Annotated in this window: 23 protein-coding genes and 1 tRNA gene; 11 read left to right on the top strand and 13 right to left on the bottom strand. The window is 37.3% G+C overall.

Annotated elements, in window-relative coordinates:
• Positions 1 to 70: 70 nt before the first annotated feature.
• The 3 genes from HQN83_RS25505 to HQN83_RS07465 are packed head-to-tail and all read left to right on the top strand — an operon-like array spanning position 71 to position 4,153.
• Positions 71 to 511, top strand: a complete 441-nt coding sequence (locus HQN83_RS25505) for a GtrA family protein (RefSeq protein WP_173089725.1) — start codon at positions 71 to 73, stop codon at positions 509 to 511.
• A gap of 38 nt (positions 512 to 549) precedes the next feature.
• The gene (locus HQN83_RS07470; RefSeq protein WP_173089724.1) at positions 550 to 2,091 is read left to right on the top strand and encodes an NAD(P)/FAD-dependent oxidoreductase; all 1,542 of its coding nucleotides are present in this window, start codon (positions 550 to 552) and stop codon (positions 2,089 to 2,091) included.
• Positions 2,069 to 4,153 (top strand): hypothetical protein, encoded by a 2,085-nt coding sequence (locus tag HQN83_RS07465; RefSeq protein ID WP_173089723.1) that lies wholly within the window; start codon positions 2,069 to 2,071, stop codon positions 4,151 to 4,153. The genes HQN83_RS07470 and HQN83_RS07465 overlap by 23 nt, the downstream gene beginning before the upstream one ends.
• A gap of 49 nt (positions 4,154 to 4,202) precedes the next feature.
• On the opposite strand, the gene HQN83_RS07460 is transcribed toward HQN83_RS07465, so the two are convergent.
• The 3 genes from HQN83_RS07460 to HQN83_RS07450 all read right to left on the bottom strand — a co-directional run bounded on the left by HQN83_RS07460 (position 4,203) and on the right by HQN83_RS07450 (position 6,241).
• Positions 4,203 to 4,766: a hypothetical protein gene (locus HQN83_RS07460; RefSeq protein ID WP_173089722.1), complete on the bottom strand. Its 564-nt coding sequence runs from the start codon at positions 4,764 to 4,766 to the stop codon at positions 4,203 to 4,205.
• Between the two features lie 561 nt (positions 4,767 to 5,327).
• A complete protein-coding gene (locus tag HQN83_RS07455) occupies positions 5,328 to 5,879 on the bottom strand; it encodes an ImmA/IrrE family metallo-endopeptidase (protein WP_173089721.1) in 552 nt (183 codons plus the stop codon).
• Entirely contained in the window at positions 5,876 to 6,241 is a 366-nt protein-coding gene (locus tag HQN83_RS07450) for a helix-turn-helix domain-containing protein (RefSeq protein ID WP_173089720.1), read from the bottom strand. The genes HQN83_RS07455 and HQN83_RS07450 overlap by 4 nt, the downstream gene beginning before the upstream one ends.
• A 451-nt stretch (positions 6,242 to 6,692) precedes the next feature.
• Between HQN83_RS07450 and HQN83_RS07445 the strand changes: the two genes are divergently transcribed.
• The 5 genes from HQN83_RS07445 to HQN83_RS07430 all read left to right on the top strand — a co-directional run bounded on the left by HQN83_RS07445 (position 6,693) and on the right by HQN83_RS07430 (position 11,460).
• Positions 6,693 to 7,877: an E2/UBC family protein gene (locus HQN83_RS07445; RefSeq protein WP_173089719.1), complete on the top strand. Its 1,185-nt coding sequence runs from the start codon at positions 6,693 to 6,695 to the stop codon at positions 7,875 to 7,877.
• Positions 7,878 to 7,879: 2 nt separating this feature from the next.
• Positions 7,880 to 9,274 carry a HesA/MoeB/ThiF family protein gene (locus tag HQN83_RS07440; protein WP_173089718.1) on the top strand — a complete coding sequence of 465 codons (1,395 nt, stop codon included), beginning with the start codon at positions 7,880 to 7,882 and terminating at the stop codon, positions 9,272 to 9,274.
• Positions 9,255 to 9,578, top strand: coding sequence for a DUF6527 family protein (locus HQN83_RS25500; RefSeq protein ID WP_394353501.1), 324 nt, complete (start codon positions 9,255 to 9,257; stop codon positions 9,576 to 9,578). The genes HQN83_RS07440 and HQN83_RS25500 overlap by 20 nt, the downstream gene beginning before the upstream one ends.
• A gap of 163 nt (positions 9,579 to 9,741) precedes the next feature.
• Positions 9,742 to 9,918, top strand: coding sequence for a hypothetical protein (locus tag HQN83_RS07435; RefSeq protein WP_173089717.1), 177 nt, complete (start codon positions 9,742 to 9,744; stop codon positions 9,916 to 9,918).
• A 6-nt stretch (positions 9,919 to 9,924) separates the two neighbouring features.
• Positions 9,925 to 11,460, top strand: coding sequence for a hypothetical protein (locus HQN83_RS07430; RefSeq protein WP_173089716.1), 1,536 nt, complete (start codon positions 9,925 to 9,927; stop codon positions 11,458 to 11,460).
• A 221-nt stretch (positions 11,461 to 11,681) separates the two neighbouring features.
• Here HQN83_RS07430 and HQN83_RS07425 read toward each other — a convergent pair whose 3' ends face one another.
• On the bottom strand, positions 11,682 to 11,933 hold the full coding sequence (locus HQN83_RS07425) for a helix-turn-helix domain-containing protein (protein ID WP_173089715.1): 252 nt from the start codon (positions 11,931 to 11,933) through the stop codon (positions 11,682 to 11,684).
• Between the two features lie 340 nt (positions 11,934 to 12,273).
• Here HQN83_RS07425 and HQN83_RS07420 point away from each other — a divergent pair, with 340 nt between their 5' ends.
• Both HQN83_RS07420 and HQN83_RS07415 read left to right on the top strand, forming a co-directional pair.
• Entirely contained in the window at positions 12,274 to 13,077 is an 804-nt protein-coding gene (locus HQN83_RS07420; RefSeq protein WP_173089714.1) for a sigma-70 family RNA polymerase sigma factor, read from the top strand.
• 4 nt (positions 13,078 to 13,081) lie between these two features.
• On the top strand, positions 13,082 to 14,179 hold the full coding sequence (locus HQN83_RS07415) for a hypothetical protein (protein ID WP_173089713.1): 1,098 nt from the start codon (positions 13,082 to 13,084) through the stop codon (positions 14,177 to 14,179).
• Positions 14,180 to 14,522: 343 nt separating this feature from the next.
• Here HQN83_RS07415 and HQN83_RS07410 read toward each other — a convergent pair whose 3' ends face one another.
• From HQN83_RS07410 to HQN83_RS07390, 5 genes are all read right to left on the bottom strand, one after another.
• Positions 14,523 to 14,951 (bottom strand): hypothetical protein, encoded by a 429-nt coding sequence (locus tag HQN83_RS07410; RefSeq protein WP_173089712.1) that lies wholly within the window; start codon positions 14,949 to 14,951, stop codon positions 14,523 to 14,525.
• A gap of 11 nt (positions 14,952 to 14,962) precedes the next feature.
• Positions 14,963 to 15,796, bottom strand: a complete 834-nt coding sequence (locus tag HQN83_RS07405; protein WP_173089711.1) for a relaxase/mobilization nuclease domain-containing protein — start codon at positions 15,794 to 15,796, stop codon at positions 14,963 to 14,965.
• On the bottom strand, positions 15,793 to 16,197 hold the full coding sequence (locus HQN83_RS07400) for a plasmid mobilization protein (RefSeq protein ID WP_173089710.1): 405 nt from the start codon (positions 16,195 to 16,197) through the stop codon (positions 15,793 to 15,795). The genes HQN83_RS07405 and HQN83_RS07400 overlap by 4 nt, the downstream gene beginning before the upstream one ends.
• Positions 16,198 to 16,915: 718 nt before the next feature.
• Entirely contained in the window at positions 16,916 to 17,182 is a 267-nt protein-coding gene (locus HQN83_RS07395; RefSeq protein ID WP_173089709.1) for a helix-turn-helix domain-containing protein, read from the bottom strand.
• 103 nt (positions 17,183 to 17,285) lie between these two features.
• Positions 17,286 to 18,044 (bottom strand): hypothetical protein, encoded by a 759-nt coding sequence (locus HQN83_RS07390; RefSeq protein WP_173089708.1) that lies wholly within the window; start codon positions 18,042 to 18,044, stop codon positions 17,286 to 17,288.
• A gap of 186 nt (positions 18,045 to 18,230) precedes the next feature.
• Here HQN83_RS07390 and HQN83_RS07385 point away from each other — a divergent pair, with 186 nt between their 5' ends.
• A complete protein-coding gene (locus HQN83_RS07385) occupies positions 18,231 to 21,011 on the top strand; it encodes an ATP-binding protein (protein WP_173089707.1) in 2,781 nt (926 codons plus the stop codon).
• A gap of 191 nt (positions 21,012 to 21,202) precedes the next feature.
• Here HQN83_RS07385 and HQN83_RS07380 read toward each other — a convergent pair whose 3' ends face one another.
• The 4 genes from HQN83_RS07380 to HQN83_RS07365 all read right to left on the bottom strand — a co-directional run bounded on the left by HQN83_RS07380 (position 21,203) and on the right by HQN83_RS07365 (position 25,152).
• Positions 21,203 to 22,426, bottom strand: a complete 1,224-nt coding sequence (locus HQN83_RS07380; RefSeq protein ID WP_173089706.1) for a site-specific integrase — start codon at positions 22,424 to 22,426, stop codon at positions 21,203 to 21,205.
• A 248-nt stretch (positions 22,427 to 22,674) separates the two neighbouring features.
• Positions 22,675 to 22,746, bottom strand: a tRNA-Arg gene (locus HQN83_RS07375).
• 118 nt (positions 22,747 to 22,864) lie between these two features.
• The gene (locus HQN83_RS07370; RefSeq protein ID WP_173089705.1) at positions 22,865 to 23,863 is read right to left on the bottom strand and encodes a phosphotransferase enzyme family protein; all 999 of its coding nucleotides are present in this window, start codon (positions 23,861 to 23,863) and stop codon (positions 22,865 to 22,867) included.
• A 47-nt stretch (positions 23,864 to 23,910) separates the two neighbouring features.
• Entirely contained in the window at positions 23,911 to 25,152 is a 1,242-nt protein-coding gene (locus tag HQN83_RS07365) for a transglutaminase-like domain-containing protein (protein WP_173089704.1), read from the bottom strand.
• Positions 25,153 to 25,231 lie beyond the last annotated feature (79 nt).

Here is a 25,231-nt window from a genome sequence, read left to right as displayed (position 1 = left end):
TCAAATTCGAAAAAAAAAATTACTTATTTCAATTTTTTTTTAAATTAGTAATCACTAAACGCTCAACATCATGGATTACGCTCGAATTCAAAATTTCACAAATTTTAATAAAAAGCTATTTAAGTTTGGACTGGTTGGTTGCACTGGGTTAGCCATAGATTTCTTTATAACCTGGGCTTTTAGCTACATTTTTAATCTAAATTTTATAGTATCCTCTGGATTTGGATTTGTAATTGCAACAATTAGCAACTATAATTTGAACAGGCGGTGGACCTTTCGAGGCATTGGTCAAACTAACAAATCGCGTTTTCGCGCCTTCTTTGCCGTTAGTCTCACCGGACTGATTCTTAGCTCCGTCCTGCTTAACCATCTAACGAAAACACTAAAAATTGAAGAATACCTTAGCAAAGTATTGACAGTAATGGTAGTGTTTATTTGGAATTTTGGTGCCAATAATTTTGTGACATTCAAAAATCGGCCTAAGGTAATTCACCCCTCAGACATTGTCTAGCCTCTATTACAATAAGTATAAATACCCAAAAACTTCACATGCTCGCTAACGAAAAAAAAACTGCATTAATCATTGGTGCAGGCCCCGCGGGTCTGACCGCTGCCTACGAATTGCTCAATAGAACAGATGTTCTTCCAATTATTATTGAAAAATCGAATGAAATAGGTGGAATTTCAAGAACTGCCATATACAAAGGTAACCGCATAGATATTGGCGGACATCGTTTTTTCTCAAAATCAAATCGGGTACTAAACTGGTGGCGAATGTTTATGCCAGTTGAAGAAGATTCCAAAGATCTAGAGCCTAAAAAAAAAACTAATGTAATGCTTATCAAGAATAGACTTTCCAGAATATTCTATTTGAGGACATTTTTTGAATATCCAATCAAACTTAATCTTGATACAATAACGAAACTCGGGTTTTATAGAATGGTAAAAATAGGCATAAGTTATCTATCAATTCGCTTAAGCCCTATTGAACAGGAAAACAATTTAGAAGATTTTTTCATTAACCGATTTGGCAAAGAACTCTACAGTACATTTTTCAAAGATTACACAGAAAAAGTCTGGGGTATGCCCTGCAATGAAATTAAGGCTGAGTGGGGTGCACAGCGCATAAAAGGCTTGTCTGTATCAAAAGCTCTAAAGCATGCAATAAGATCGATTGTAAAAAGTAAATCTTCTTTCGGAGACAAAGAAGTGGAGACAACTTTAATAGATAAGTTTATGTACCCCCGACTTGGCCCCGGACAGCTGTGGGAAATCGTTGCTGAAGAAATTAAGAAAACAGAAGGAATAATGATTCACAACCAAGAAGTGGTTAAAATAGACTGGCTCACTGACGACTGTGTTGAAGTTACTGTCTCTGATACCGAGACTAAGGAAACTAAAGTTTTCAAAGGGAACTATCTGTTTTCGACAATGCCAATAAAAGACCTTGTTAATAGCCTAACTAATGTAAATGACAAAGATATTGTCCGTATTGCAAATGACTTAGCTTACCGAGATTTTATAACTGTAGGTCTTCTCCTGAAAAAGCTAAAAATTAGTGATTCAAAAAGTAAATTTAATACAAAGGCCCTAATTCGTGACAATTGGATATACATACAAGAAAATGATGTGCATATAGGGCGTCTCCAAATCTTTAATAACTGGAGCATTGATTTACTGTCAGATAAAACAAATGTTTGGATTGGCTTAGAATATTTCTGTAACGAGGGCGATAATTTATGGTCAATGAAGGATGATGAATTTATCACATTTGCTATAGGAGAACTTAAGAAACTTGACATCATTGAGATAGAAGATGTATTGGACGGTACGATTATCAAAGTACCGAAAGCTTACCCAGCATATTTTGGCAGTTACGATCAAATTAGTACGGTCACGAAGTACCTCGATTCCTTCAAAAATATGTTTTTAATTGGTAGGAATGGAATGCATAAGTACAACAATCAGGATCATTCCATGTTAACAGCAATGCTTGCAGTTGATAATCTGATATCCGGTCGTTCCGATAAAACAAATATCTGGGAAGTAAACACAGAAAATGATTACCATGAAGAAACCAATGAGAGATAACACAAAGATATTTAAACTAAACCCTAAATATTTGGTGTTATTATTTTCTGTTTATGTTGTCATTTCAGTTTTGTTCATATATAACTTCAAAGCTGAAATGACAAATATAAAATTGCACAAGCCTGGTTCTAGTGAATTAAACATCTCATTCCCCTTCGATTCCCAAACAGACGCACCAAAAGATACATACAGCTATCACATAACTTTAAAAAACACCGTTTTGTTCTCGGGGAAACTTCATATTATTCCTGATGACTGCGTAGAAGAAATCAAAATTAATGACAAGGTCTTAACCAAAAGTCAACCACTGACAAACAACTGTGACTGCATTAATGGTTTCTATATAGATATTAAGAAGCAACTTATAAATGGAACAAATTATGTTCAGATAAAAGTCAAGAACAACATTGGACATTTTGGCATTAATGTAATTGATAAAACTTTTTACGAAAAATACATTATCTGGGGATTTATACTTCTTATGCTATTTACAATGAATATAAATCCATTTTTGCTTTTTCTAAAAAGAAAAATGCTTCTTGTTTACCATGGCCACAAGTCTATTATCAAAATAATTAGTATACAGATAGCAGCATTGACGATAACATTTATTATGACATATTTATTGCCAAACCAGCCAATATGGTTTTGGTGCTTGCTTTCTCAATTTCTATTATTAATTGCTATTCCAACGACCTTCTCCATTTATCATAATTTTAATTTTGGGAAAATTATTGCCTCACTTTGGACAGTTATGCTATTGTTACTTATAGTAAATCTAAAGTATCTTTCTCATGATTTATTTTCATATGACTATCAGGGACATTTGGATTATGTCAATTATATGGTCAGTTATGGAGAAGCGCCTCTTTCTTCAGGAGGATGGTCATTTTATCATCCATCCTTGTACTACAGATTCGCTGCATTGTTTTGGAATCTGCTAGATACTAATAATCAATTGCCCGAAGCCTTTTTCTTCAAATCCATACAGGCCTCATCACTATTGATTTTCATTCTTTACTGTTACTGGTCATTGAAAACCATCGATTTCGTCTTCAAGAAACTTATTGCTTCACATAAAAAACCAGATAAGAAAGTGATTAAAACAGTTTACCTGCTAACTACAACAGCATTTTTAGCATGGCCTTCCAACCCAATGACATCTGCCAGAGTTGGTAATGACGTATTATTTTATCTCTTTTTCGCAATGTCCATTTATTTCACATTAAAATGGTGGAGTACCGATCAAATCACGCCATTTCTAATCGCTCTTTTATGCGCTTTGTTGGATATTTGGTCAAAAACAAACGGTTTTATTCTTCTTGGAATCATCAGCATCCTTCTAGCATACAAATACTTAAAATACATACAAACAAACAAAATCCTCCTTGGTATAGCCAACCTGAAATATCTATATAAATTTATCGCGATAATCTGTATATCAGCAATATCCTCCTACTATACCTTTGGAGAGCGATTTGAACATTACCAAAAAGACCCTAATACAAGGTTTGTTGTAAGTAACGCCGGTGGACTATCAAATAGACTCCTTGTTGACCGTGGATGGCAAAGTTTCACAACCTTTGACGTTGAAAAATTTGTTAAAATACCATTTACTAGTTCAATTGACGATAACAAAGGAAGAAATTCCTTTTGGTATTATTTAGCAAAAACAAGTCTTTTTGGCGAATTTCAGCTTCATTCATCTTTCACTATTTTTCTTGCCCATTCTCTTAGCTTCCTGTTTTTATTTATTATTATTATTATTGCAATCGGCCTAATAACAGCTTTTTACAATTTAAAAGATAACTTTCCGACTATAGTTTCTACGTTGGTCATGCTAGCAGCTATGATATTTTTCCGAATTCTATACCCTTACTCCAGTTCAAGTGACTTTAGGTACATTTTCCCTTGCATTCTTCCCTCTTTGCTTTTGGTTGCCCTCGGCATGTTTTCTTTGGCTAGAAACCGGGCACTCCTATTTATTAGTTACTCTCTTTTTATAGCATTTGTGGGGATCGCATTTATTTTTCAACTAATCTTTATTTTCTTAGTTTCATAGGCTATCCGTCACGGTTTTATTTACCAATATTATATTTTTTGCATATTCATCAGAAATAACTAAAAGGCAACGATGTTGTATATTTTTCGGCCTCATTAGCAAAGTTTTTCGCAATAGCAGCGTGAAGCATTTTTATCACCTGTCTGTAAGAACAAAGACCAGCCACGTTAATCTTACCACTAACCCTTAATGTTCCAAACAAACCAGACTTGTATTCAACAGCTCGCTTGGCTGAAACATTTATTAAATTTTGATCTAATGAAGCAATACCAACAGCAGAAAAAGTTGCTGATTTATAAAAAGGTATCCATAACCGACCAGTTTCTAATGAGTCCACTTTAATGACAATGATCGGTCCCTTTCCATTTAATTTCTTATATAATGTGTCTTTTCTTGATATAACTACAATAGGAACTTCCTTATTGGCAAAGTTTGATCTCGCTCTGTAGATATTGATATTTTCTCCTCTATTTATAACCGACCAATTTACTTTTGAAGCAACACTTAATTCAGAATGATAGAGATTGGGGGCCAAAAGATTCATTTCTACCATAACTATCACAACAACCAGTAAACCAATTAATACTAGCATGATTTTCTTAATAGATGCCATTTAAATACCAAGTTAAAAAATATAAAACAATTTAAATTGTTGATTGAATAAAAATTAGAGTTAAAGAAATACCTAGCTTTACCATCAGACTTCCGTCACCACCATCTCCCGAGAAAGGGATTCTCTTGTATCCGTCATCTTTTCAGTAAATTAAAATATTAGATTAGGTCTCACCAATTGCTCATCTAACTTAACTACAAGTTAGTCACAATTGCTTATTACTAATTTAAGAAGAATTATTTGCTTTCCAACTTATCCTAACGAATTAGTAATGCTAGATAATCTAGTCGTAAAGTTGTAGACGGATAAGACCAAATCCTGTCTGCGTTAACTTCTTGAGCAGGTAAGCAAATATTATATCTACTAAATACGTTCGACTTTAATCACTTCCATCGCCCTCTACAGAGAATCGAACACCTTGGATAACCATCATATTTTCAATGAATTAAAAATAACAAAAATTGATACTCACCGAATAACTCACTGGCTTGAATACTCCCTAGCTGCAATTGCTATCCTGCCGATATACTAATAAAAATAAAACCCTACATTATGGGCTCCCTAGAACCTCAACAAGCCCGAATTTAATATTCTATAATACATGGCTTGAGATGAGACATCAAAGGTCCTTGCAAGATTCTTAATGTCATCTTCACTTCCGAGATCGAAATCTATTTTATCTATTTCTTTTTTTAAAAGGTGGTCTGGCATTAGTACATAGGCGGCAAAAGTATTTGCTTCGCGTTCCAGCACTTGCGTATCTTCAGTAAGACCAGAATGAGTGCTTCTAAAGAGAGCTTTTAATCCTTTATCCATAAACATAGAAGCTTGGTCTTTATGTAGACAATAATGACCACATTCATGAGCTATAGTAAAGCGCCTTCTTACCCTGGATTCATTTTGATTATACCCTATGGTTCCTTGGCCTTCTTCTATGACCAGAACACCGGATATATTATCGTCAAATGCAAAAGGGGTCAGCCTAAGACCCATTTTTTTTGCTACATCTTCAATTTTAACTGGCAGAGTATTAATCTGTAGTTCACTTATAATTTCTTCTGCCCTTTTCCTGATCGTTTGAATTGTTTGCGGATGGACTCGTTTCAGCATCATTTTTTTATTTGCTTAATAAATTGATTCATGGAGCTTTTTACTCTCTCATTTAGATCTACATCTGAACTTGCAATAATTGAACCGAAATCGACTTCCTTGTGTTTATTTTCCTCAACTGGAAGTCTCTTGATATTTAACTCATATGGAATTAGATCAATATAATCAACTTTTAAAATACCGGCTATCCTAATCAGCAAGTATAATGAAGGTCGTTGTCGTCCTTTTTCTATATTAACGACTGAAGCCCTGGTCATATTAACTAATTCTGAAAATACTTCTTGATTGATCCCAGCCTTTAATCTAAAATTTCGGATTCGTTCTCCGATTTCTTCATAAAATTTTTCTTCAGATTGAGCTATCATAAGTGTTTGATTTTTAGTAGAGTGAGACAAAGATCGGTATAATTTAGAAATAATCCAAATGATTTTGTAAAAATATACACATAAATTTGTTTGTAAAATTTTGCAGATTCATTTTTTTGTCTTACGTTTGTATCGGAAGCAAATGTGCAGACAAAAAAAAGCCAAGATGCGAAAGCAGCTCAGCTAGTAATTTTTACAGGAATTCAACAGGTTTTGCCAACCTTGTTAAAAACTTGCTTTTGATCGTGGTTGTTCAAATGTAAGGGGTTCTATTCAAATTACCAAGCGAATAGAGATTATTCTATTGAGTCGCGCCAACTTGGATGGTTATTAATTTTAAATTTTAGATAGGCAATTACCCGTTTTTCTGACCACTATCGGTCGTTTTCACACAGCTGCTCAAGATATTGGGCGAGTAATTCCACAATTTATAATTTTTAATATTAATACAATGCAAGAAGAAAAAAATGGTCCAGTAAAGCCAAAAGTTTACATAGCTATAGTTAATGAAATAGAAATAGCCGTTTATAAAGCCCTAAATACTGGTGCTGAAATTTTAACAGCAGCAGGCTTTGAGCATTTACAATGCCATACGCTGTATCAAAAATTGAAAGGATGTGACTTCGAAAAGGTGTCACTTGATCAGGCTATTGATTTATCTAATCCTGGAATTGAACGTTTTACAACCAAGGGGCCTGATGTCTTCCATTATAACGTCGACAATGAACCCGAGATGACTGATAAATCTGAACTAACAGCTCATCAGATTTTATTAGCGAAAGGTATCAACCCTAACAATCATTATTTGATCCAAGTTTTGACTGTGGGAAATGTCAGTTATGCTGACAATCCGAGCCAGCCTATTAAAATGATTTGTACCGGTATGGATTTCATTTCCGGAAAATGGCAAGATTTGGTTGATATTGAAGAATATGGTAAACAATGCAAGCCTGTTCCCCCAGCTAAACTGTATCGGATAAAAGTAGATAAAGGGTATCATACTTGGCCTAAGAGGTATATTACAGTCCCTCAACTAATCGAATTTGAATATCCAAATAATACCAAACCTGTAGAGGTCTATAAGTTTCTTAATACCAGTCCTAAGCCTATTAAGCTTAAGCCTGATGAGATGGTCGATCTTACTGAAAAATGTCTAGTAAGATTTACTATTCAGCCAAAAGAACAGGAAGATGGTTTATCTGATGATCATATTCAGGAAGAGCCAGTTGAAGAAACCGTAAAGATCAGAAGAGACTTTACATTGCCCGAAGAAGATATTGAATTTTTAGATAACCTTGGCCTCCTTTGGGAGGCCATTGCCAATCAACCAGGCATGTGGGTTATGATCCATGATTATCCTATCCCTGTAGGGTACAATGTCCAAAAAGCTGAGGTCGCTTTGCTGATTTCTTCTCATTATCCTGCCGCTGAAATTGATATGGCTTATTTTCACCCATCCCTTATTAAGGTCTCAGGAAGGACAATTAATAATGTTTTTGACCAAGTGATAGATGGCAAGAACTTTCAAGGGTGGTCCAGACATCGCAAGCCGGGAGAATGGCGTCCAGGAGTGGATAACATTGCTACGCATTTATGTTTGGTGGACAATTGGTTGGTAAAGGATATAACTAGATAGCTATGAACAAAATACGATTAGCTGGCTTTCACTACCAGCAGTTGAAGCAGCATTTATTTCCTGGAGATAACAAGGAAGCTGTCGCGGTCGCATTATGTGGCCGTAGTGTCCATGGAAATAACCATACTTTAGTCGTTCAAGACTTGCTATTGGTTCCGCATGATATTTGCGAACGTAAAGGTGATTATGTTCGCTGGCCGACGGATGTGATTAACCCCTTTTTGGAAAAAGCGGCAAAGCATAAACTAGCACTTGTTAAGATCCATTGCCACCCAGGACCTGGTGTCCACGAGTTTTTTTCTGATTTGGATAATGAGTCTGATTATCGTTTATTCAAAAGTATAAATGCATGGATTGATGATGATCTGCCACATGCAAGTTGTATCATGTTGCCTGACGGACGATTATTCGGACGATTTTTCAACCATAAAATGGAGATTGAGGTTGTTCATAAGATCTCTGTAGCTGGGAGCAATGTGGAGAACTGGAATTATGATAATTCGGCTTCTGGTATATCCGATGAGTACCAACGTCGTAATCTCCAGGCATTCGGGAAGAAAACTGTCCATATGTTAAATACCATGAAAGTTGGCGTAGTTGGCTGTTCTGGTACGGGCAGCCCCGTAATTGAACAGTTGAAACGCTTAGGAGTAGGTACTTTAGTGTTGGTTGATCCGGATTTTACGGATACAGTAAACCTCAACAGAATTATTGGGTCGACTCAAGCTGACGCGGCTCAAAAGGCTATGAAGGTTGATGTTATGAAAAGAGGTATAGTCGAAGTAGGGATGGGCACTACAGTCATAACTTTTGCTACTCATATTTCCAGCCGGGAAGTGGTCAAAGAACTTGCTGAATGTGATTTTCTCATTAGCTGTGTAGATGGTGCAGAAGGTAGGCATATTCTTAATTTGATCTCATCATTTTATGTAATTCCTTTTATAGATATGGGCGTTAAGTTAAATGCCGATGGTGAAGGTGGTATTAAGAATATATTTGGAACGGTTCATTATATCCAGCCAGGGGGGTCAAGTTTATTGAGCAGACAGCAGTATAGTATTGAAAGATTGCGTGCAGAATCTATCAACCGTACTGATAGAGCAGAATATGAAAGAAATCAATATCTGGCAAATGTAAATGAATCTCATCCGGCAGTAATCAGTATCAATATGCAGGTTGCAGCTACGGCGATTAATGATTTTCTTGCAAGAATCCATCCCTATAGAAATCAGGATAATTCGGAAATCGATGCAATTAAGATTGATTTCGCTGACGCGACTTCCTATCCGGATAAGATTACGGATACGTGCCCATTTTTTTCAAAACTTGTTGGCAAGGGCGATGTAGCTCCCTTGTTAAATAATGCAGAGTTAAGCGATGTTAAGAAAGATATTTGATTGGTTTATACAGCTTTTCCATAGGGAGAAGCTGTATAAGTATGAATTCGCAGATGATATACCAGATAAAACTAGTCCTTATACAGTTTATCTGATTGGCAATCAAGGTTACTATTGGCAGGCTGTGATGATTTGTCCATGTGGCTGTAGAAAATTGTTACATATGAACTTAATGGATGATTATGATCCATATTGGAATTATATACTCGACGGAAAAGTGATTTCCTTGGCTCCATCCATAAATCGATTGGTCGGATGCAAAAGTCATTTTTTTGTTACCAACGGAAAAATCGAATGGTGTTAACCCCCTAATTCCTACATTTTAGCATAAAAACAAACAATCTGAAAAACATTTTTCAGATTGTTTGTTTTTATGCTAGTTATAATTAGATTTAAATTATAAATTTATTTAATCATTATTAATACATTTGCACCCTAAATAACGCGATTCATTTATCTCAATCAAAATGGCAAAACTTCAACCATCACAGATTTTTGTTCCTGGAGCAGAAATAAAGGCTGTTAAATTAAGGCAGTCCGCTGCTTTTAAGCAGGCAATTGAAGCAACCATGAAACTACAACAAGAAGTTCTGAAACTTAAGAATGTAGATCAGGAAACCCTGAAATTGGTTGTTCAATTATAGTTAATAGTGGAGATTCTTCCTTATTCTGAAGATAATCTTGCTTCAGTCCTATCTAATAAATTTACGACCTCAGATCTTGTAAAAAACAAAAAACACTATGATTATTTCAAGAATTACCTTGGGATAGACGGTTTGAATGTTAAAACAATTCTGGTTGAAACGGACTATATCAGTCGTGACTATTTACATGATTATGCGTCCTATTATGCGTTATGCTTTGAAAAATATGAGAAGGTTTGCAAAAGAATTCATTTTTTCGACAATGAATTTGATGAAGATATCTTTTCAGCCGAGATTTTAAAAACACCAGAACAATCAGCAAAATTTTGGAAGCATTACGTTGGATTTATTGTTATTAAACCCATTCCTGTAAAAATGATTGGCTATACCGTTTTGAAGACGTATTCAAATGGCAATCAAATTCAGGATCGTAATTTTTGGGGCTTAAGAGAATACGATATTCATTTATACGGAACTTGTATTAAACTTAGATCTTTAGCCTTTCAGGAACAGGACTCAGTTTTGGCTGCTTGCGCAACGACCGCAATCTGGTCAATGCTAAATAAGGCAGCGGTCGATCATCATACAATTTTAAAGTCACCTAGTTTAATCACTAAAGATGCAGATAATGTTTCTCCTGATGGAAGTAGACTTTTCCCCAACAAAGGGTTGAGCATACTACAAATATCTCAGGCGATCCTAAATTCAGGTCTTGTTTCAGAAATAAAGGACGGTGATCTTCGAGTTAGTGCTTATCCTTATAAGGTGGTGAGCAATCGCTATCTGAAAAAGATAATTAACGCTTATTCGCCAATTGGAATTCCAATTATTTTAGTCATTTATGTTCCAAGTGGGGGTGACCATGGCCTGCATGCCATCACGGTTTCCGGATTTAAAAATACGGCACCGGTTTCTATTCCCCCGCAAGAAGAAATCAGCTATTTGTCGGATACTATTGAACGTATCTATGCCCACGATGACCAATGGGGGCCATTTGCTAGAATTCAACTACTGAATCTATGTGAATTGCAAACACCTTGGACGGAGCATGATCCACAAAAAAGGCCTACGGTGGTCACCAATATTGTCGTACCTGTCTACCCTAAAATAAGAATCGCTTATGAAGATCTCGAGGTAATTGTCTTGGGGCTTGACCGAATCCTCACTTTCTTTTTTACAAATAGAATCGTGGCTGACCTGGTGTGGGATATCAAAATAGAATACAGTGAAAACTATAAGTCTCAAATCAAAAAATCGCAACTCGATGATAAAGAGAAAATAGAGATTCTCAATACGAGTTTGCCTAAATATGTTTGGATTGCGGCGTGTTATGTTGGAGACTATAAGCTTTTATGCTTTACATTTGATGCGACAAACATAAATAATGCAATGATTGGTATCAATGTAATCTCTTATCTACCTGTTAGTATAAAAGATACACTTGTACAGTTCTTGAAGAAGAATAAAGGAACCTTGCAATATTTGTTTGCGCATATGGCGAGCGAAAAATACTATGAATTTCTAATAGAGAAATTAAAGTAAAGTCAAAGAATGAAAATCATTGAATTCAGAGGTGAAAAAATCTTTGCAACAACATTCTCCCGCTAACAGTGTAAGCATTTTCAAATACCTACTAATGGCGTTGCATAACTTAGTCCTTCAAATTCAGAGCTTTGTGAATATTTTGGCAGAAAAAGGAAACTAGAGAATCGTTAACTTGACCGAATTCTAGCTCTCAACTAACATTGAAAAGAATTATAACATTATCCTTTCGCACCATCCCATAAGAATTCAATATTGAATAACTCTTTAGGGTGTACTTTAAGCCCTTTAGCAATTTTATAAATAGTTGCAAGCTTCAAGTCAACTCTCCCCTTCTCGATATTAATAAGTTGAGGATGCTCTATTTCTGCAATTAAAGCAAATTGCCGAACCCCTAATCCCCGCTCTTCCCTTAGCCCTTTTATTCGCTTACCGAGCTTATCTCTCAATGAATCTAAATCATCAATATTCATGATGGAAGATCACACTTGTTAAAAAAAGAATTGGTATAGCTAAATATACCATTAAAATTTATTATCTTAGTGAATGAATCAACTATAATTAATATGTAATGTTATTTTTGTAATTCTTCTAAAATGATATTGGAAGCATTACACTAGAGTCTTGTACTGGAAAACTGGTAATTCGAAAGGACACAAGACGACGGTGAAGATGCTCACGCTAAAATGGCGTGGGCTCTTTTTGTCGTGTCCCGGGTATACCAGTACCTCCAGTACGATAAATTGAGCTCCACGCCATTTAGCGTTAACTCCGTTTACGACTCATAATAATTGCTAACTAACTATTATTAATATGAACTTTATCAGTTATAAGATCAAGGACGAACACCGTAATTTTCTCAAATTCAGCCAGGGCGATGAAAAAGGTTTGGAGTATTTTTACAATCGCTTTTACCCTTCTTTATACCATAAAAGAAAAAGGTACATTAAAGATGATATCAACGCGGACTGCATCGTTAACGAAGCCTTTCTACGGCTTTGGTTGATCAGAAGTAGCATCACCGACCCAAAGCACATCCAAACCTTTCTCCTTGATACCACATTCGAGGCATGCAAAGCCTTCTACAGAACCTCTAAGCATAACTTCCAGCGGAATATGCTCAGGCTTGATGAGATCGAAAATTACCAAGAATTCATGGCGGGCTGTAGTCCTGAAGAAGCACTGGGTCCAGATGAGGTCATCTACCAGGAAGAACTCGATGAGCGCCTAAAGCAACAATGGCGACAAGTTGAAGTGGTCATACCCAATCTTACCGAAAACCAGCAATTATTTATCAAGCTTTGCCTAAAATACGCTTTCAACTATGAACGCATTGCCTGGCACATTGGCGGCATTTCAGATTATCAGGTAGCCCGAACCGTGGAAAAAACACTGGAAACACTAAAGTCCATCCTAACCAGTTCCGGGAAACTCGAGACTGCAGGAAAAACCAGCAAATTCCAATTCGAAGGCGATCTGGACAAAGAACAATCCAGTATCCTGCACATGCGCTATGAACTCCAATACAGTTTTGAAGAGATCGCCAGAGCCTTAAATTTAAGTCCAGAGCACATCAAAAGAAGTTTTGTGCAAGCCTATACCAAAGTAAAAAACTAACGCTATGGAAAAAGACACGATGATTCTTACCCGTAAGATCCAGCTGCTGATTGATTCCGACGACAAAGAAGTGATCAAAGCCGCAAAAGATCAGTTGTACAGCTGGCAGCGGATTTGTTTCCGCGCCGCCAATCTGATCATGAGCCATCATTTCATCCAGCAGCAGGTCAAAGACTTCTTCTACCTTACCGAAGAGATCAAACTTAAACTGGCTGATCAGAAGAAAGATGAAAAAGGCATCCTGAAATCTTCCCGGCCAAATACCACTTACCGTTTGCTCTCCAATCATTTCAAGGGACAGATCCCTACCAATATCCTCAGCAATTTAAACCATAGCCTGATTTCCCATTTCAACAACGAGAAGGCTGCCTACTGGAAAGGAGAGAAATCACTGAGTAATTATAAGAAAAACCTCCCGCTCCCTTTTGGATCAGAAGTCATCACCAGATTCGATACCACACCGGATAACAAGAATTTCAGCTTCAAATTGTTCCAGATCCCCTTCAGGACCTATCTTGGAAAAGACAGATCAGATAAAAAGGCACTATTGAACAAGATAAAAAGCGGAACGCTAAGACTCCATACCAGTAAGCTCTATATCGATCAGGGTAAAGTCTTTTTATTAGCAGCGATCGGGCTAGAGAAAGAACAACATATATTGGATACTTCCGTCATTGCCGAAGCCTCACTTTCCATAGAACACCCGGTAACCGTCAAAATCGGCAGCTACGAACTCAGCATTGGAAATAAGGAAGAGTTTCTCCACCGCAGGCTAGCGATACGGGCAGCCATAGAAAGGGTAAAAAAAGGCACCCCCTTTAACCGGGGCGGACACGGAAAAAAGAGAAAAAGAAAAAGCCTGGAGGAGTACCAGGATTTGGAAAAAAGATATGTGGACTATAAATTACATGTGTACAGCCGCAAACTCATAGACCTTTGCGTAAAGTACCATGCAGCCACCCTGATCCTGGTCAATCAACAGCAAAAAGAAGAAATTGCCAAAGAAGATCCTTTTCTGCTACAAAACTGGAGCTACTTCAGTTTGAAAGATAAAATCAACTATAAAGCAGAAAAAGCAGGGATTCAGGTCATCATAGAATAACAACATTAAAGAGGCTGCTTGTACAGCCGTAGGGTGAGACAAAAATGTACTCACTAAGTCTAACAGGTCATACAACCGCTATGGGCTCTATTGATTTGAAAAATAGCCAGAAACCAACGCTGTAACCATCAGCGTAATGATTGGTTATCCCTCTTACCGGCTAATTTTCACATTTAGAGAATGGCGACTATATGTTAAAACCAAGATGCTCGATGTAGAATCATTTTTGCATAAACGCCAAAGCAAAAACCACCAGTTTTTGCAGGCCCCAAATGTGCGTGGGGATTATTGCACCTTCTATTTAATCCTCTACCTTTTGCAATTAGACGACCCATGCCCTCTTCTAAATGCGTTTATCGATAAGCAGGTAAGTAAGCACCATAAACAGCGAGCCCAATAATATCCAAACCAGCCATCGCATCATCACATGATAATATTCAGGCGTTCTTACCTGCTCCGGGAACAAAGTAAACCTGATCTGTCTGACAATTGGTTTCGGCCCTTTTTCTATTGTTTGATTAATTCCAACAAACCCTTTAAGGATCGCCAGATTCACCGCAGAAAGGTCGGGCTGTGGCGCTTTGACTTCTATAGTTTCATACTTATGCTCAAAGCTTGCAATTAACGCCTTATTATCCTCGATCAGGGTTTTGAGCTCATTGTCTTTATCCGCTAATCTCCTTTCCAGATGTTCTATTGTTTTTTGTGTTTTCTCGCTCTGCTCCAGCACCTCTTCCAGGATTTCTTTTATTGATGTTTCATTTAAGTCCATAAGAATTGATTTTAAATTGATAATCCCTTAGTTTGCTTGCGCTCTAGTTCTTCCGCTTTATCCTGCTGTATTTGCTGCTCAGCAATCTTGAGCTGACGGCTAAGCTGAGCGTTGATATTTGCGAGGCTGTACCCTACTTCACTCCCCTTGAACCTGACTTGCTTTTTGTCGGTGAAGGCGATGCCCCTACTCAGTTCTACCTGGTAACCTCGTTTTTCCATTCTGGCTTTTACCGCTTCAATGGACGTGGATTTGCTAATAGCCCATACTAATGTCTTTTTGAGTAATTCCTTTCGGTTGTCTATCCTTTTGGCTTTTGCCACCCGCTTCTCGGCTTGCAAAAAACGGTTAGGACTTAGGACAGGAGTTAAATTATATAACTTCTCGATTTTCCGGCAAAATTGCGCCATTCGCTTATAGCTGTTGCTATCGCTGGCGGTTTTGCCATCATAACCGACCCGATTAGCCACAATGTGGATATGCTCATGAAGGGTATCAGAATGGCTAATGACAACAAACTGATTCTGATCAAATCCAAATTCTTCCGCCATTGCTATGGCGATGTCTGCCTTCTGCTGTTTGGTCAGCAAGGCCGCATCGCCGTAGGCAAAGCTCAGTGAAGCATGAAATACAGGCTTTGCCAGCTTTGGATTAAGTTTACTTACTGCCACCAGTTGTCTGACCACCTGTTTCCTAGTGCCAAAACAGTTGTTGTAATGAATTACGTCAGCCTGCTTCTTGGCCATTTCTTCAAGTTGCAGTTCTTTGCTCTCCTGTAGTCTCCCTTCATGCAGGTAGCCAAGGCAACCCCGAAAGCTTTTACCAGTGGCTATTTTCCCAATCATTTTAAATAGACCTCTACTTCTTCCACAAGCTTTTGAACGGCCCTGACTTCCTGATTGATCAAAGCCCTGTCCTTTGCATTTAGGTCTTCTCCCGAATTGCGCTTGCGGGCAATCTGGTTGAGATTGGCCGCCATGTGATTTAGGGTACCGGTAAATTGAAGTACCTCTTTTGGGAGGGTTTTCAATTTTACCTTAACAGCACCTTTTAAGCCAAGCTCCCGAAGATAGACCGAGGCGCTGAGGTTCAGTTTTCTGGCGTTAAGTTGAATTAGTTTCTTTTCAATGAGATTACACATCACTGTAAGAGAAGCAGCTCTTTTAAGTGATACTTTGGGGCGTCCTCCTTTATTCCTTTTTATTTTATCATACTGATTGATCATGGCTGATACTGTTACTGTCATAGTTCAAGGATTCATAAAATTCACTCATCCGGCACTTTTAGCGAAGCTCACCCCATGAATCCTAAGCGCAGCGTGGATGAATGGGGCCAGCGTTTCGACCCCGTCGAAACATAGCTGGCTCCGCTATATCGCATAGGCAAACGGGCTAGCAGTGCACCGCAACAGCAGGTGCATCTGATACCTGGTCTGCCGGGTGCTCCAGCTTCCAGGCCAGGCTGGCATGCCAGGGACGGTAACTGGGTCTATAGCCAACCAACTCCCTTTCAATGGGCTCACGGAGACACTTATGATAAGTTGCCGTAAATAAGGCGGCAAAATAAATTCATGTGCGTTGCAAACGGCATGGGGTCTTTGCCTATCCGGCTCAATGTCGGCAGGAATCTTTTAATGGCATTCCGGCTTCAAAGTTATACCTGCTCCGCATAATCTTCACCGTAGTTCAACAACATTACGCTACTGGCAAGGCGCGGATGATATGATGGCCAATATCCAATAAGCCCATTATCGACCAAATCCTTCATACACTTATGATACGTAGAAAAAGAATGGATAGCCGAATGTTCCATCAACTCCCTCCTTGAAACCCGAAAAGGGTTTTGTAATGCTGCCTTGGCATGATACATTAGAATTGCCGAGTAAAGACTGAGGTGTGATTGACGGAAATGGTTATTCGCTCTGACCAGTTTCAGAAAGCTCGTCAGTTGTTCTGCCGTCCCTATCATGAGTTCCCGATTTCCCCCATTAACTGAACAATATCTGCATAGGCATAATAGAATATACCACCTATCTTTTCATAGGGAAGCATGCCCTTGATGCGTAGGTTCTGTAAAGTGCCCGCTGAAATCTTCAGCAGCTTTCTGACCTCTGAACTGCGAAGCCAGTGCGCGATTGTTACATCATCTGATTTGATAGTCTGTTTGATCTCCTCTATAAGTTCGGACTTGAACTTCAGGAGCTCCTCTTTGGTTAGGATCTCGATCTGCATAATTACCTCTATTTTTAAGTTTACAGGGTAAATTTGTAGAGGAAAATGGCGGACACAATGACCATCGGTTTAGTGTGGTCATATACAACAGACGAACCCGTTGCTATTTCTCATTCGGATTTATGAGTACGATTTTGAAAAGTTGATGTTCTGGTTGGATGGAAGTGCCTTTTATCGATACATCTCCTTTCTTTTCCACAAAGTAGTTGCGGGCGGTTTCGATGGGAATGTCCTTTCCTCCATGTGAGAAATATTTGGCGATCATTTTTGCGTAAGGAATTTTATGGTCGCTCTTGAGCAGCTTTCTACCCGACGGCAGTCGTACTTCGCGCAGCTGTTGCAAGATATCGATTAATGTTGGCAAGTGGCCATCATCGATTAGGATCTTAAGCTCAACTTCATATTTGTTAAGTTCTGCAAACTTTACACTCAGTTTTTCGATTTCTGCTTTTTGATTTTGGATAAGTCCATCCTTTTCGTCGATAACGATATGCGATGGTCTGGCATTCCATTGGTCAATGCCATTGAGGTATCTTTTGAACTGTTGGAGCTTTTCAATACTGTTCCTATGGATTGCGTGGTTTCTTGAAAATGGATCTTTTGCCTCATAATGCCTGACCCTATTCACCACGATTTGCCAAACATGGAGGAAGAAATCTTCTTCACTTGAAAGATTGTTTTCCAAGGCGTAATTTAAGTGATGTCTATAATAATCAGAAAAGACTGTTTCATCCATTCTGTAGATCTTCAACAGAAAGTGGTTGTCATCATGACTATGCGACAAGCCCATGAGGGTTCCTAGATCAAATGGATGGGCAGAAAAAGAAAAACGTTTGCGGGGTTTGAAATAATTAGTAGGCATATTAAAGTAACTTCAATTATCACAATTTATTAAAATTTGCTTTGATTTTGTGGATCATATACATATATTGGTACAAATAAACTTTAACGTTCTCAGCTTAAAAAGAGCATATACAGTAGTAAATAAAAATTATAAATATTACTTTTTTTACTCTAAAACTCTCCTTATTTGCTGAACCTAATAAATATGGATTCAGAACAATTACTTCGTATTAAGAGTGCAATGATAATCTATTCGCTCGAAACCGCATTGGGAGATTATGTATTAAATGCAGATGACATTAATGTTATAACTGAAAAAAACGTTGATTCAATTGCAGACAGAGAACTGTCAAAAGGTCAAAGCATAGATCGAAATAACATCCAGTTGCTTGTAGAATCGAGCTACCTTGATGAAATCTTCAATATGGCAATCGATTCGACTAGGGGTACTTCTTTTGAGTCAAAAATGCTTGACTTGAAAAACTTCTGTATGTTCATGAATATATTTGACATTAGGAATGCAATTAGTCACCCAAATAGACCATTTCCTGATGCTTATTGGTTTCGAGCAGCGGCCATTGCGAGTGATCCACTAGTATTGCAACTAGGACTTGGTGATATTAGACAGGCTTTAAATGCTGCTATTTCAGGAAATTTAACATCGCCACCAGATGAATGGCTTAATAATGTTAATTGGGCTATCCCAAATACTCTACCTTCTTCATTTGATCACGAAATCACAGGTTTATTTGGAAGAGATAAAGAAACAAAAGATTTGGAAGCAACCTTATCAAAAGTCAGGAATAATCTAATCGCCTTAGTCGCACCTGGAGGAGTAGGAAAAACAGCCTTAATCCTCCAATTCTTGAAAGATATAAGCTTAAGTCTAGAATGGAATAATAAAATTGATGCAATTGTATTTTGTACTTTAAAAAACGAAAGATTAACTGCGGACGGCATTGAAGTTATTGAGGCAATAAATGGTATAAATCAAATAAAGGATTCTATTTATGAAGATTTGGCGACTTTGTACAGTGATAAGCAGTTTGGCAATTTTGAAGAAGCTTGCATAGTATTAGATAATGAAAAAATATTAATATGCATTGATAATCTTGAAACCCTTCTAGTACATTCTCAACATGAGTTCATTGAATTCAATCAATCGCTTCCGCTTCTTTGGAGGGTCATTGTTACCAGCCGTATTTCGATAGATTCTGCCACAACAGTTCCTCTGTCAACACTGGTTAAAAGACATGCAGTAAATTTAAGCAGAAGCTATTTTAAGAGGCGAGGCATTAGTGACTTCCGTCAAGAAGACCTTGAGTTGATTGCGACTAAAGCAAATAATAATCCTTTAGCGATCAGACTAACTATTGATTTATACCTAAAAGGTGTGGATATTTCTGGATCAATAAATAAATCACAAAAAGATATTGCATCCTTCTCATACACTAATCTAATTGAGTCATTGACTGAAAATTCGATTGCAATTTTAGAATCAATCTATGTAACTGGAGAATCTAGCAAATCTGAGCTTATTGATTTATTAGAACTATCAAATGAGGAAATATCAGAATCTTTAAATGAATTATCGAAGACAAGTTTAATCGTAAGATCAACAAGCGATACAGGTAATGACTTATTCAACTTAAGTGATTCTATTCGAGACTTATTATTAATAAACCCCAGGAACATTTCCATCCGCAATGAAATATCGCAAAATATAAAAGATCGAAAAGTCAAAATTCAAGAGCAACTTAACCGAAATCATCTTTTAGGCATCAATGAATTCGATTTTGATTTTATTTCGTCAGATATCGCCGAGTCTATACGATCTCTTATTATTGATTTAAATAGAGTTCTTGGGAGACCACACAACAAGCGTAGCCATACAGAACTTGTGCGGTTGAAGAACAGGTTTAGTGAATTAATCGCATATAATTCTAATAATCACGAGCTTTTATTTCATTTCTCGAGGATTCTACAAGCTCTTCAAGATGAGGGAAATACTCAAAAGATATTAGAAAAAGCCATAAGCTTGGATGAAAATAATCCAAGATATCTTATGGCAAAGGCGTTAAATTATTTTCATAAAAAAGATTACCCTATTGCCCAGCCTATTTTCGACAGCCTTCTCGAAGCCGAGTTCAATCGACCTGAAAAATCTTCAAAAAAATACGCTGCATCCTTGACAAAACTCCACTTCCTTTGTCTATTGTTTCAAGGTGAATACACCAAAATAATCGAAGAGACAAAAACTTGGGGATCTGATCCTGACTGGTCAGTTATGATGGGAACATACAGAGCTTCTGCTTTCAAAAGAAGTGTAGAATTAAATAGAAATACTGAGGATATAGAAAAAGCATTCACGGAAGTTCTAAATATTTTTAACGAAATTTTTAAAAATGAAGATTACCCACTGATTGCATGTATCGAAGTAAATAAAATGTTGAAAGATTTAATCCATATCGGTAGCGACCGCTTACCATATTCAGAAGATTTCCTCTACAAATATGTAAGTTTCATTGCTGATCATTTTTTTAATATCATTTTAAACTTGAAAGATCAATCAATCGATTCTACCGAAAATAAATTATTTTTAGAAAAATTGTATTTATTTAGCTTCAAGGCAAATCTAAATCCTCTAACATTATCCCGCTGGTATTCTCCAGAAAGAGAAGAAGTTTATGATGATGAGCACATGCGAGAGCTCAAAGCCGATGGGTACACAATAGTTAAAGTATATAATTTGCCAGAAGGAAATTTTGGTATGTCCTCTTATATGTTTGCAAACGACAATCTTAACAACCAGTTCTATCTTAATGTACACAAATTTGATCTTGGATGGAGTAAATGGGGATACATCAAAGTTGGGGATAAATTAGCTGTCAAATATGAAACACTAAAAAGAGGCGCAACTACTCCTGCGAGTGATATTAGAATAATAGATAAATTTGAAAACGCAATTTCAGATAAGTATAACTAAAGGAAAAATAGTTATTCATTAAAAACTGTTATGGTAGCAATTGCAACAAAAAAATGCAAACAAAAAGGTTGCGTCGGGGAGTTACTTTTTTAAAATCTTCCCAAATAGACATTAAACGCTAAGAAATGCAAAAGATCAACTCCTTTCTCCATCAAGTTGAATACTAAACGCAGGTATTAGACAACAAATTCCTATTTCCCTCTTCCATATTTCTGGTTTAGCAAAGCCATGTCTTTCCCGACTTTTAAATCAAGAACTTTCGCATAATGTTGTGTCGTTTTAATACTCTTATGACCAAGCATTTTAGATACTGTTTCAATTGGTACATTATTGTTCAAGGTTACGGTCGTAGCGAAAGTATGGCGCGCCATATGAAAAGTTAAAGATTTGGTGATCCCGCACACATCGGCTATTTCTTTCAGGTAGCTGTTCATTCTTTGATTGCTTAACACAGGAAACATAAGCCCTTTATTGACACATTCCGGGTGAACACTGTAACAATCGACCAGATCAATGGCCCTACTCATAAGTGGAATATGAGTTATCGATCCCGTTTTCTCCCGATCAGTAAAAATCCACAGATTACCATCTAAACCTGTCTTAAGATCTGTATGGCGAAGCTTTTTCACATCTATGTAAGCAAGTCCAGTATAGCAGCTGAAAACAAATATATCACGTACCTGGGCAAGTCTTTGAATACCAAAATGTTTTTGGGCAACCATATCTAACTCCTCCTGGGTCAGATATTCTCTCTCTTTAGCCTGAGCTGTATTCTTGTAGAAAACAAAAGGGTCTTCTCTAATCCAACGGAAGGCCAAGCACAGGTTTGTAATTTTTTGAAAATGCACCATATACTTAGCAGCAGTTGTTGGACAACAACCCTTATCTGAGCGGAGATAAAACTCATATCCATTCACAAAAGCATAATCGACAACACATACTTCAACATCAGGCTTCTTATAGCATTTCAGCAGATAAGAACTCATATGGGAAAAAGAAGTTTTATATCCTTTAAGTGTATTCTGCTTAAAACCCTTACCTATTAACGCTTCAATTTTTGCATTGTGATCAGCAAAAACTTCCATCAAATAATGCGGTTTATCGGCAACTCCCAAATACCTATTCTTAATCACCTGGGCAGTTATTTTGACACCCTCTCTTATCAACCGTGTGTGAATTTCTTCGATCCGCGTTTCTAGGCTCTCCAGGTGACGATTAAGCAGCCTCGTATCTTCTCTATCACCTTTACCTCTATTGACTCTAGAGGACCACTTCTTAGGATCACAATCACGACCAGTAGACAGCTCTTTAGGAATCCCTTCTACAGTAATTCGCATGTAAATAGGCTTAGGCTTCCCCTGTACATAATTTTTCGGCTTTTTGAGATAAAAAAGCAAAGAATAATTTGCATTCATAATTTACTCATTTTAATGTGAACAAAATTAGAATTGCAGCCACCTATAAACAAGATGTACATTTAACGAACATGCTCTTTATCAGAGATTTACCCCACACCCAGTGAGTCAGCATTTTCAAAGTGGTGACTCACCGAATTACTCACTTTAAAAACGGTAAAAGTTGAATAATTTGGCACCTCACTAAAACAAAAAAGCCTCCAAATCATCGATTTGCAGGCTTTTGTACGTTTTGTTACTCTTTTCAGTGGTCCCGACGAGAATCGAACTCATATCTAAAGTTTAGGAAACTTCTATTCTATCCGTTGAACTACGGGACCAATAATTATGATTTTAATTCGGGCAAATATAGGAATAAAATAATTGCACTATAATGCTTTTTAAAACAAATTTGACTCATTTATTAGCCAATCTTATAGCCCTACGCAATAAAAAGATTTACTTAAAAATATACCAATCTGCCCATTTCTTTATCCAGCTTACCCGTTCCTTTATGAAACGCGGGTGGTAAAAGAAATTAGACCAATCTTCAAAGTTATCATGATGAAAACCAAAATAGAAAATCCACCATGCAAAACCAAAATAAGGTATCGCACTTAGCTCCTCGTCAGAAAGAGGCCTAACACTCCTATATGCTGCAATGAAAACACCAAAATCCTCATCTGCTTCCTTCTGAGTCATTTTATTAGATAGAACCTGTAAAAAGAAATGCGCATAAAATGATGCCAGATCATTAACTAAATGTCCTTTTCCAGCAAAGTCAAAATCAAAGAAAGTTATCGAGCCATCATCTTTAAAATGAAAGTTTTTAGGTAAGAAATCATAATGACAATACCCGTAATTAAATTTACTCAGGTCTAAAGCTTCAATTTTCTTCATAACCCGAGCACAAGTCTGTACCAAATAACGATACTCCTCATCCATATCTTTAAAATCAGGCTTAATTCGCTTTATCGGATCAAGGATCATCGTATCTAAGCCGTAGGATTTTCTCGGCCAGGAAAGTTCCACCGAAGAGCTGATACTATGAATCAGCGCCATTTCCTTACCAACAGTTTCAAGATCTTGAGCGCTCAAATCCTGATGTACACTTCCGTGAGCATAGGCGAATAAAACCCCATACCTTATTCCCTCAGCGGCATTAAAAGACTGTATAAATGAGCCTGATAAATCAGCAAGTGGTCGCGCTACCTTAGCCCCGCCTTTGTATAAAGCATTTAGCAGCTCTAGCTCCGCCTTAATTTCATTTAGATTACGGTGAGCGTCCCGATAAATTTTAAAAATATATTTATCATTTTCATTACTAAGAACATAAGTATCGCCAACATTGCGTATCAGAATACGACAACTTGTTTTAGCAAATCCGTACTGTTGATTAATAAGGTCTCCTACTGCCGAAGCACAGAGTACAGAATATTGCGTTGGGAAGATTTGCATACTTCAAATTTAATATTCTTATGCAGAATAGAAACCTCCTTATCAGTCTATTTCCCCACAGGCTTCTGCCAAAAATACGCTGGGTTACTAACGCCAGTACTTTTGCGCTCAGCGCCATTCTTTTTCCACGACTTTATGGTATCGAACTTACCCGGAAATAAATTTAGATATTCCACGGGAGGTGCATTTTCCACATAAGTCTCTACACCCCAGGCACTATTTACGGAGCACTGAATCCAGTATAGATTCTTAGACATATAATAACCTAAATAATACTCCTTAGTCTGTTTACTTCTGTTGTTCCAGTTTGCATCCTCGTTCAAAACAAGATCCGAATCATTTATCAACCTCTCTCTAACCTCTTCAACGCTAAGCAAATTCCCCTTTTTATCACTTACATAAGCATTAAAAGTAGGATCCATCCATAACCATTTATCAAAAGTATTTGACCAAACAACTGTTATAGCATGACTATCATTATCGGTTGTATCTTTTGGATTGCAGGAAACCACTCTTGACTTAAACCCTTCGGCCTGATAAGCATCCCGCAAAATAGTCGCCATCATTCGGCAGTTTACACCTCTGTTCTCTTTCCGACATACAGCAATTAAATCACTGGCATTTCTGGAAGGCGGGTTAGACGCGCCGCCATCATGGCGAACAGAATTGTGCGCCCACAACAATAGATTCTTTATTCTGCTAGTCTCATCCCCATTGCCAGCCACCGAATCCAGATTAAACTCTTCTTTTAACTTAATCAGTTCTGGCGCATCAGGCAACTGATAAGTAAATACAGCAAGCCCAACCACCTTTTCATTCCGATAAGGTTTCGATTTTTTCAGTATATAGTTCATATCCCATTTTTCTCTCATCAATTGCACCACACTCTTGAAACGTTTGTCCTCATGAAGATTCGCAAAATCAGGATCCTTTAATGTACCCGAATAATTAGAGTATCCAAGTTCTATCGCCTTTTCAAGAGTGCTCAGTGCCGCCTGCTTTTTACCCACCAGGTTCTGATAACAAGCCAGATTATAATACATATCAGAATAGTAAGCTCTACCGGAAGCCTTAATATCTGATGCCCCATGTTCGTACTTATCTAACCATTCCGTAACTAGCCTAATTGCTTCCACATAATTCTTTTTATCGGTAGCTGTGCCCCGTTGATTCTCTAGAACTTTAGTATAGGACTTAAAATCCTCGGTTTCTTTAGAAAGTTTTTGCTGAGCAACCGAACAAATCACAAGGATAAAACAACTAAGAGTTGTTAGTATAATTTTCTTCATACCATTTGGCTTTTACAATTAGACACGCTATGAATCAACATATTGCACCTGTGCTTTAAAATTATTTTAATAACATTGT

The organism is Pedobacter foliorum, assembly GCF_013266735.1.
Classification (GTDB): Bacteria; Bacteroidota; Bacteroidia; order Sphingobacteriales; family Sphingobacteriaceae; genus Pedobacter; species Pedobacter foliorum.
The sequence above is the reverse complement of the archived record's forward strand: the minus strand, read 5'-3'. Positions and strand labels throughout refer to the sequence as shown.

Bases quoted from the DNA above. Each gene is read 5' to 3' on its own strand.
- HQN83_RS25505 (WP_173089725.1), top strand. From the start codon at position 71: ATGGATTACGCTCGAATTCAAAATTTCACAAATTTTAATAAAAAGCTA.
- HQN83_RS07470 (WP_173089724.1), top strand. From the start codon at position 550: ATGCTCGCTAACGAAAAAAAAACTGCATTAATCATTGGTGCAGGCCCC.
- HQN83_RS07465 (WP_173089723.1), top strand. From the start codon at position 2,069: ATGAAGAAACCAATGAGAGATAACACAAAGATATTTAAACTAAACCCT.
- HQN83_RS07460 (WP_173089722.1), bottom strand. From the start codon at position 4,766: ATGGCATCTATTAAGAAAATCATGCTAGTATTAATTGGTTTACTGGTT.
- HQN83_RS07455 (WP_173089721.1), bottom strand. From the start codon at position 5,879: ATGATGCTGAAACGAGTCCATCCGCAAACAATTCAAACGATCAGGAAA.
- HQN83_RS07450 (WP_173089720.1), bottom strand. From the start codon at position 6,241: ATGATAGCTCAATCTGAAGAAAAATTTTATGAAGAAATCGGAGAACGA.
- HQN83_RS07445 (WP_173089719.1), top strand. From the start codon at position 6,693: ATGCAAGAAGAAAAAAATGGTCCAGTAAAGCCAAAAGTTTACATAGCT.
- HQN83_RS07440 (WP_173089718.1), top strand. From the start codon at position 7,880: ATGAACAAAATACGATTAGCTGGCTTTCACTACCAGCAGTTGAAGCAG.
- HQN83_RS25500 (WP_394353501.1), top strand. From the start codon at position 9,255: ATGTTAAGAAAGATATTTGATTGGTTTATACAGCTTTTCCATAGGGAG.
- HQN83_RS07435 (WP_173089717.1), top strand. From the start codon at position 9,742: ATGGCAAAACTTCAACCATCACAGATTTTTGTTCCTGGAGCAGAAATA.
- HQN83_RS07425 (WP_173089715.1), bottom strand. From the start codon at position 11,933: ATGAATATTGATGATTTAGATTCATTGAGAGATAAGCTCGGTAAGCGA.
- HQN83_RS07420 (WP_173089714.1), top strand. From the start codon at position 12,274: ATGAACTTTATCAGTTATAAGATCAAGGACGAACACCGTAATTTTCTC.
- HQN83_RS07415 (WP_173089713.1), top strand. From the start codon at position 13,082: ATGGAAAAAGACACGATGATTCTTACCCGTAAGATCCAGCTGCTGATT.
- HQN83_RS07410 (WP_173089712.1), bottom strand. From the start codon at position 14,951: ATGGACTTAAATGAAACATCAATAAAAGAAATCCTGGAAGAGGTGCTG.
- HQN83_RS07405 (WP_173089711.1), bottom strand. From the start codon at position 15,796: ATGATTGGGAAAATAGCCACTGGTAAAAGCTTTCGGGGTTGCCTTGGC.
- HQN83_RS07400 (WP_173089710.1), bottom strand. From the start codon at position 16,197: ATGACAGTAACAGTATCAGCCATGATCAATCAGTATGATAAAATAAAA.
- HQN83_RS07395 (WP_173089709.1), bottom strand. From the start codon at position 17,182: ATGCAGATCGAGATCCTAACCAAAGAGGAGCTCCTGAAGTTCAAGTCC.
- HQN83_RS07390 (WP_173089708.1), bottom strand. From the start codon at position 18,044: ATGCCTACTAATTATTTCAAACCCCGCAAACGTTTTTCTTTTTCTGCC.
- HQN83_RS07385 (WP_173089707.1), top strand. From the start codon at position 18,231: ATGGATTCAGAACAATTACTTCGTATTAAGAGTGCAATGATAATCTAT.
- HQN83_RS07380 (WP_173089706.1), bottom strand. From the start codon at position 22,426: ATGAATGCAAATTATTCTTTGCTTTTTTATCTCAAAAAGCCGAAAAAT.
- HQN83_RS07370 (WP_173089705.1), bottom strand. From the start codon at position 23,863: ATGCAAATCTTCCCAACGCAATATTCTGTACTCTGTGCTTCGGCAGTA.
- HQN83_RS07365 (WP_173089704.1), bottom strand. From the start codon at position 25,152: ATGAAGAAAATTATACTAACAACTCTTAGTTGTTTTATCCTTGTGATT.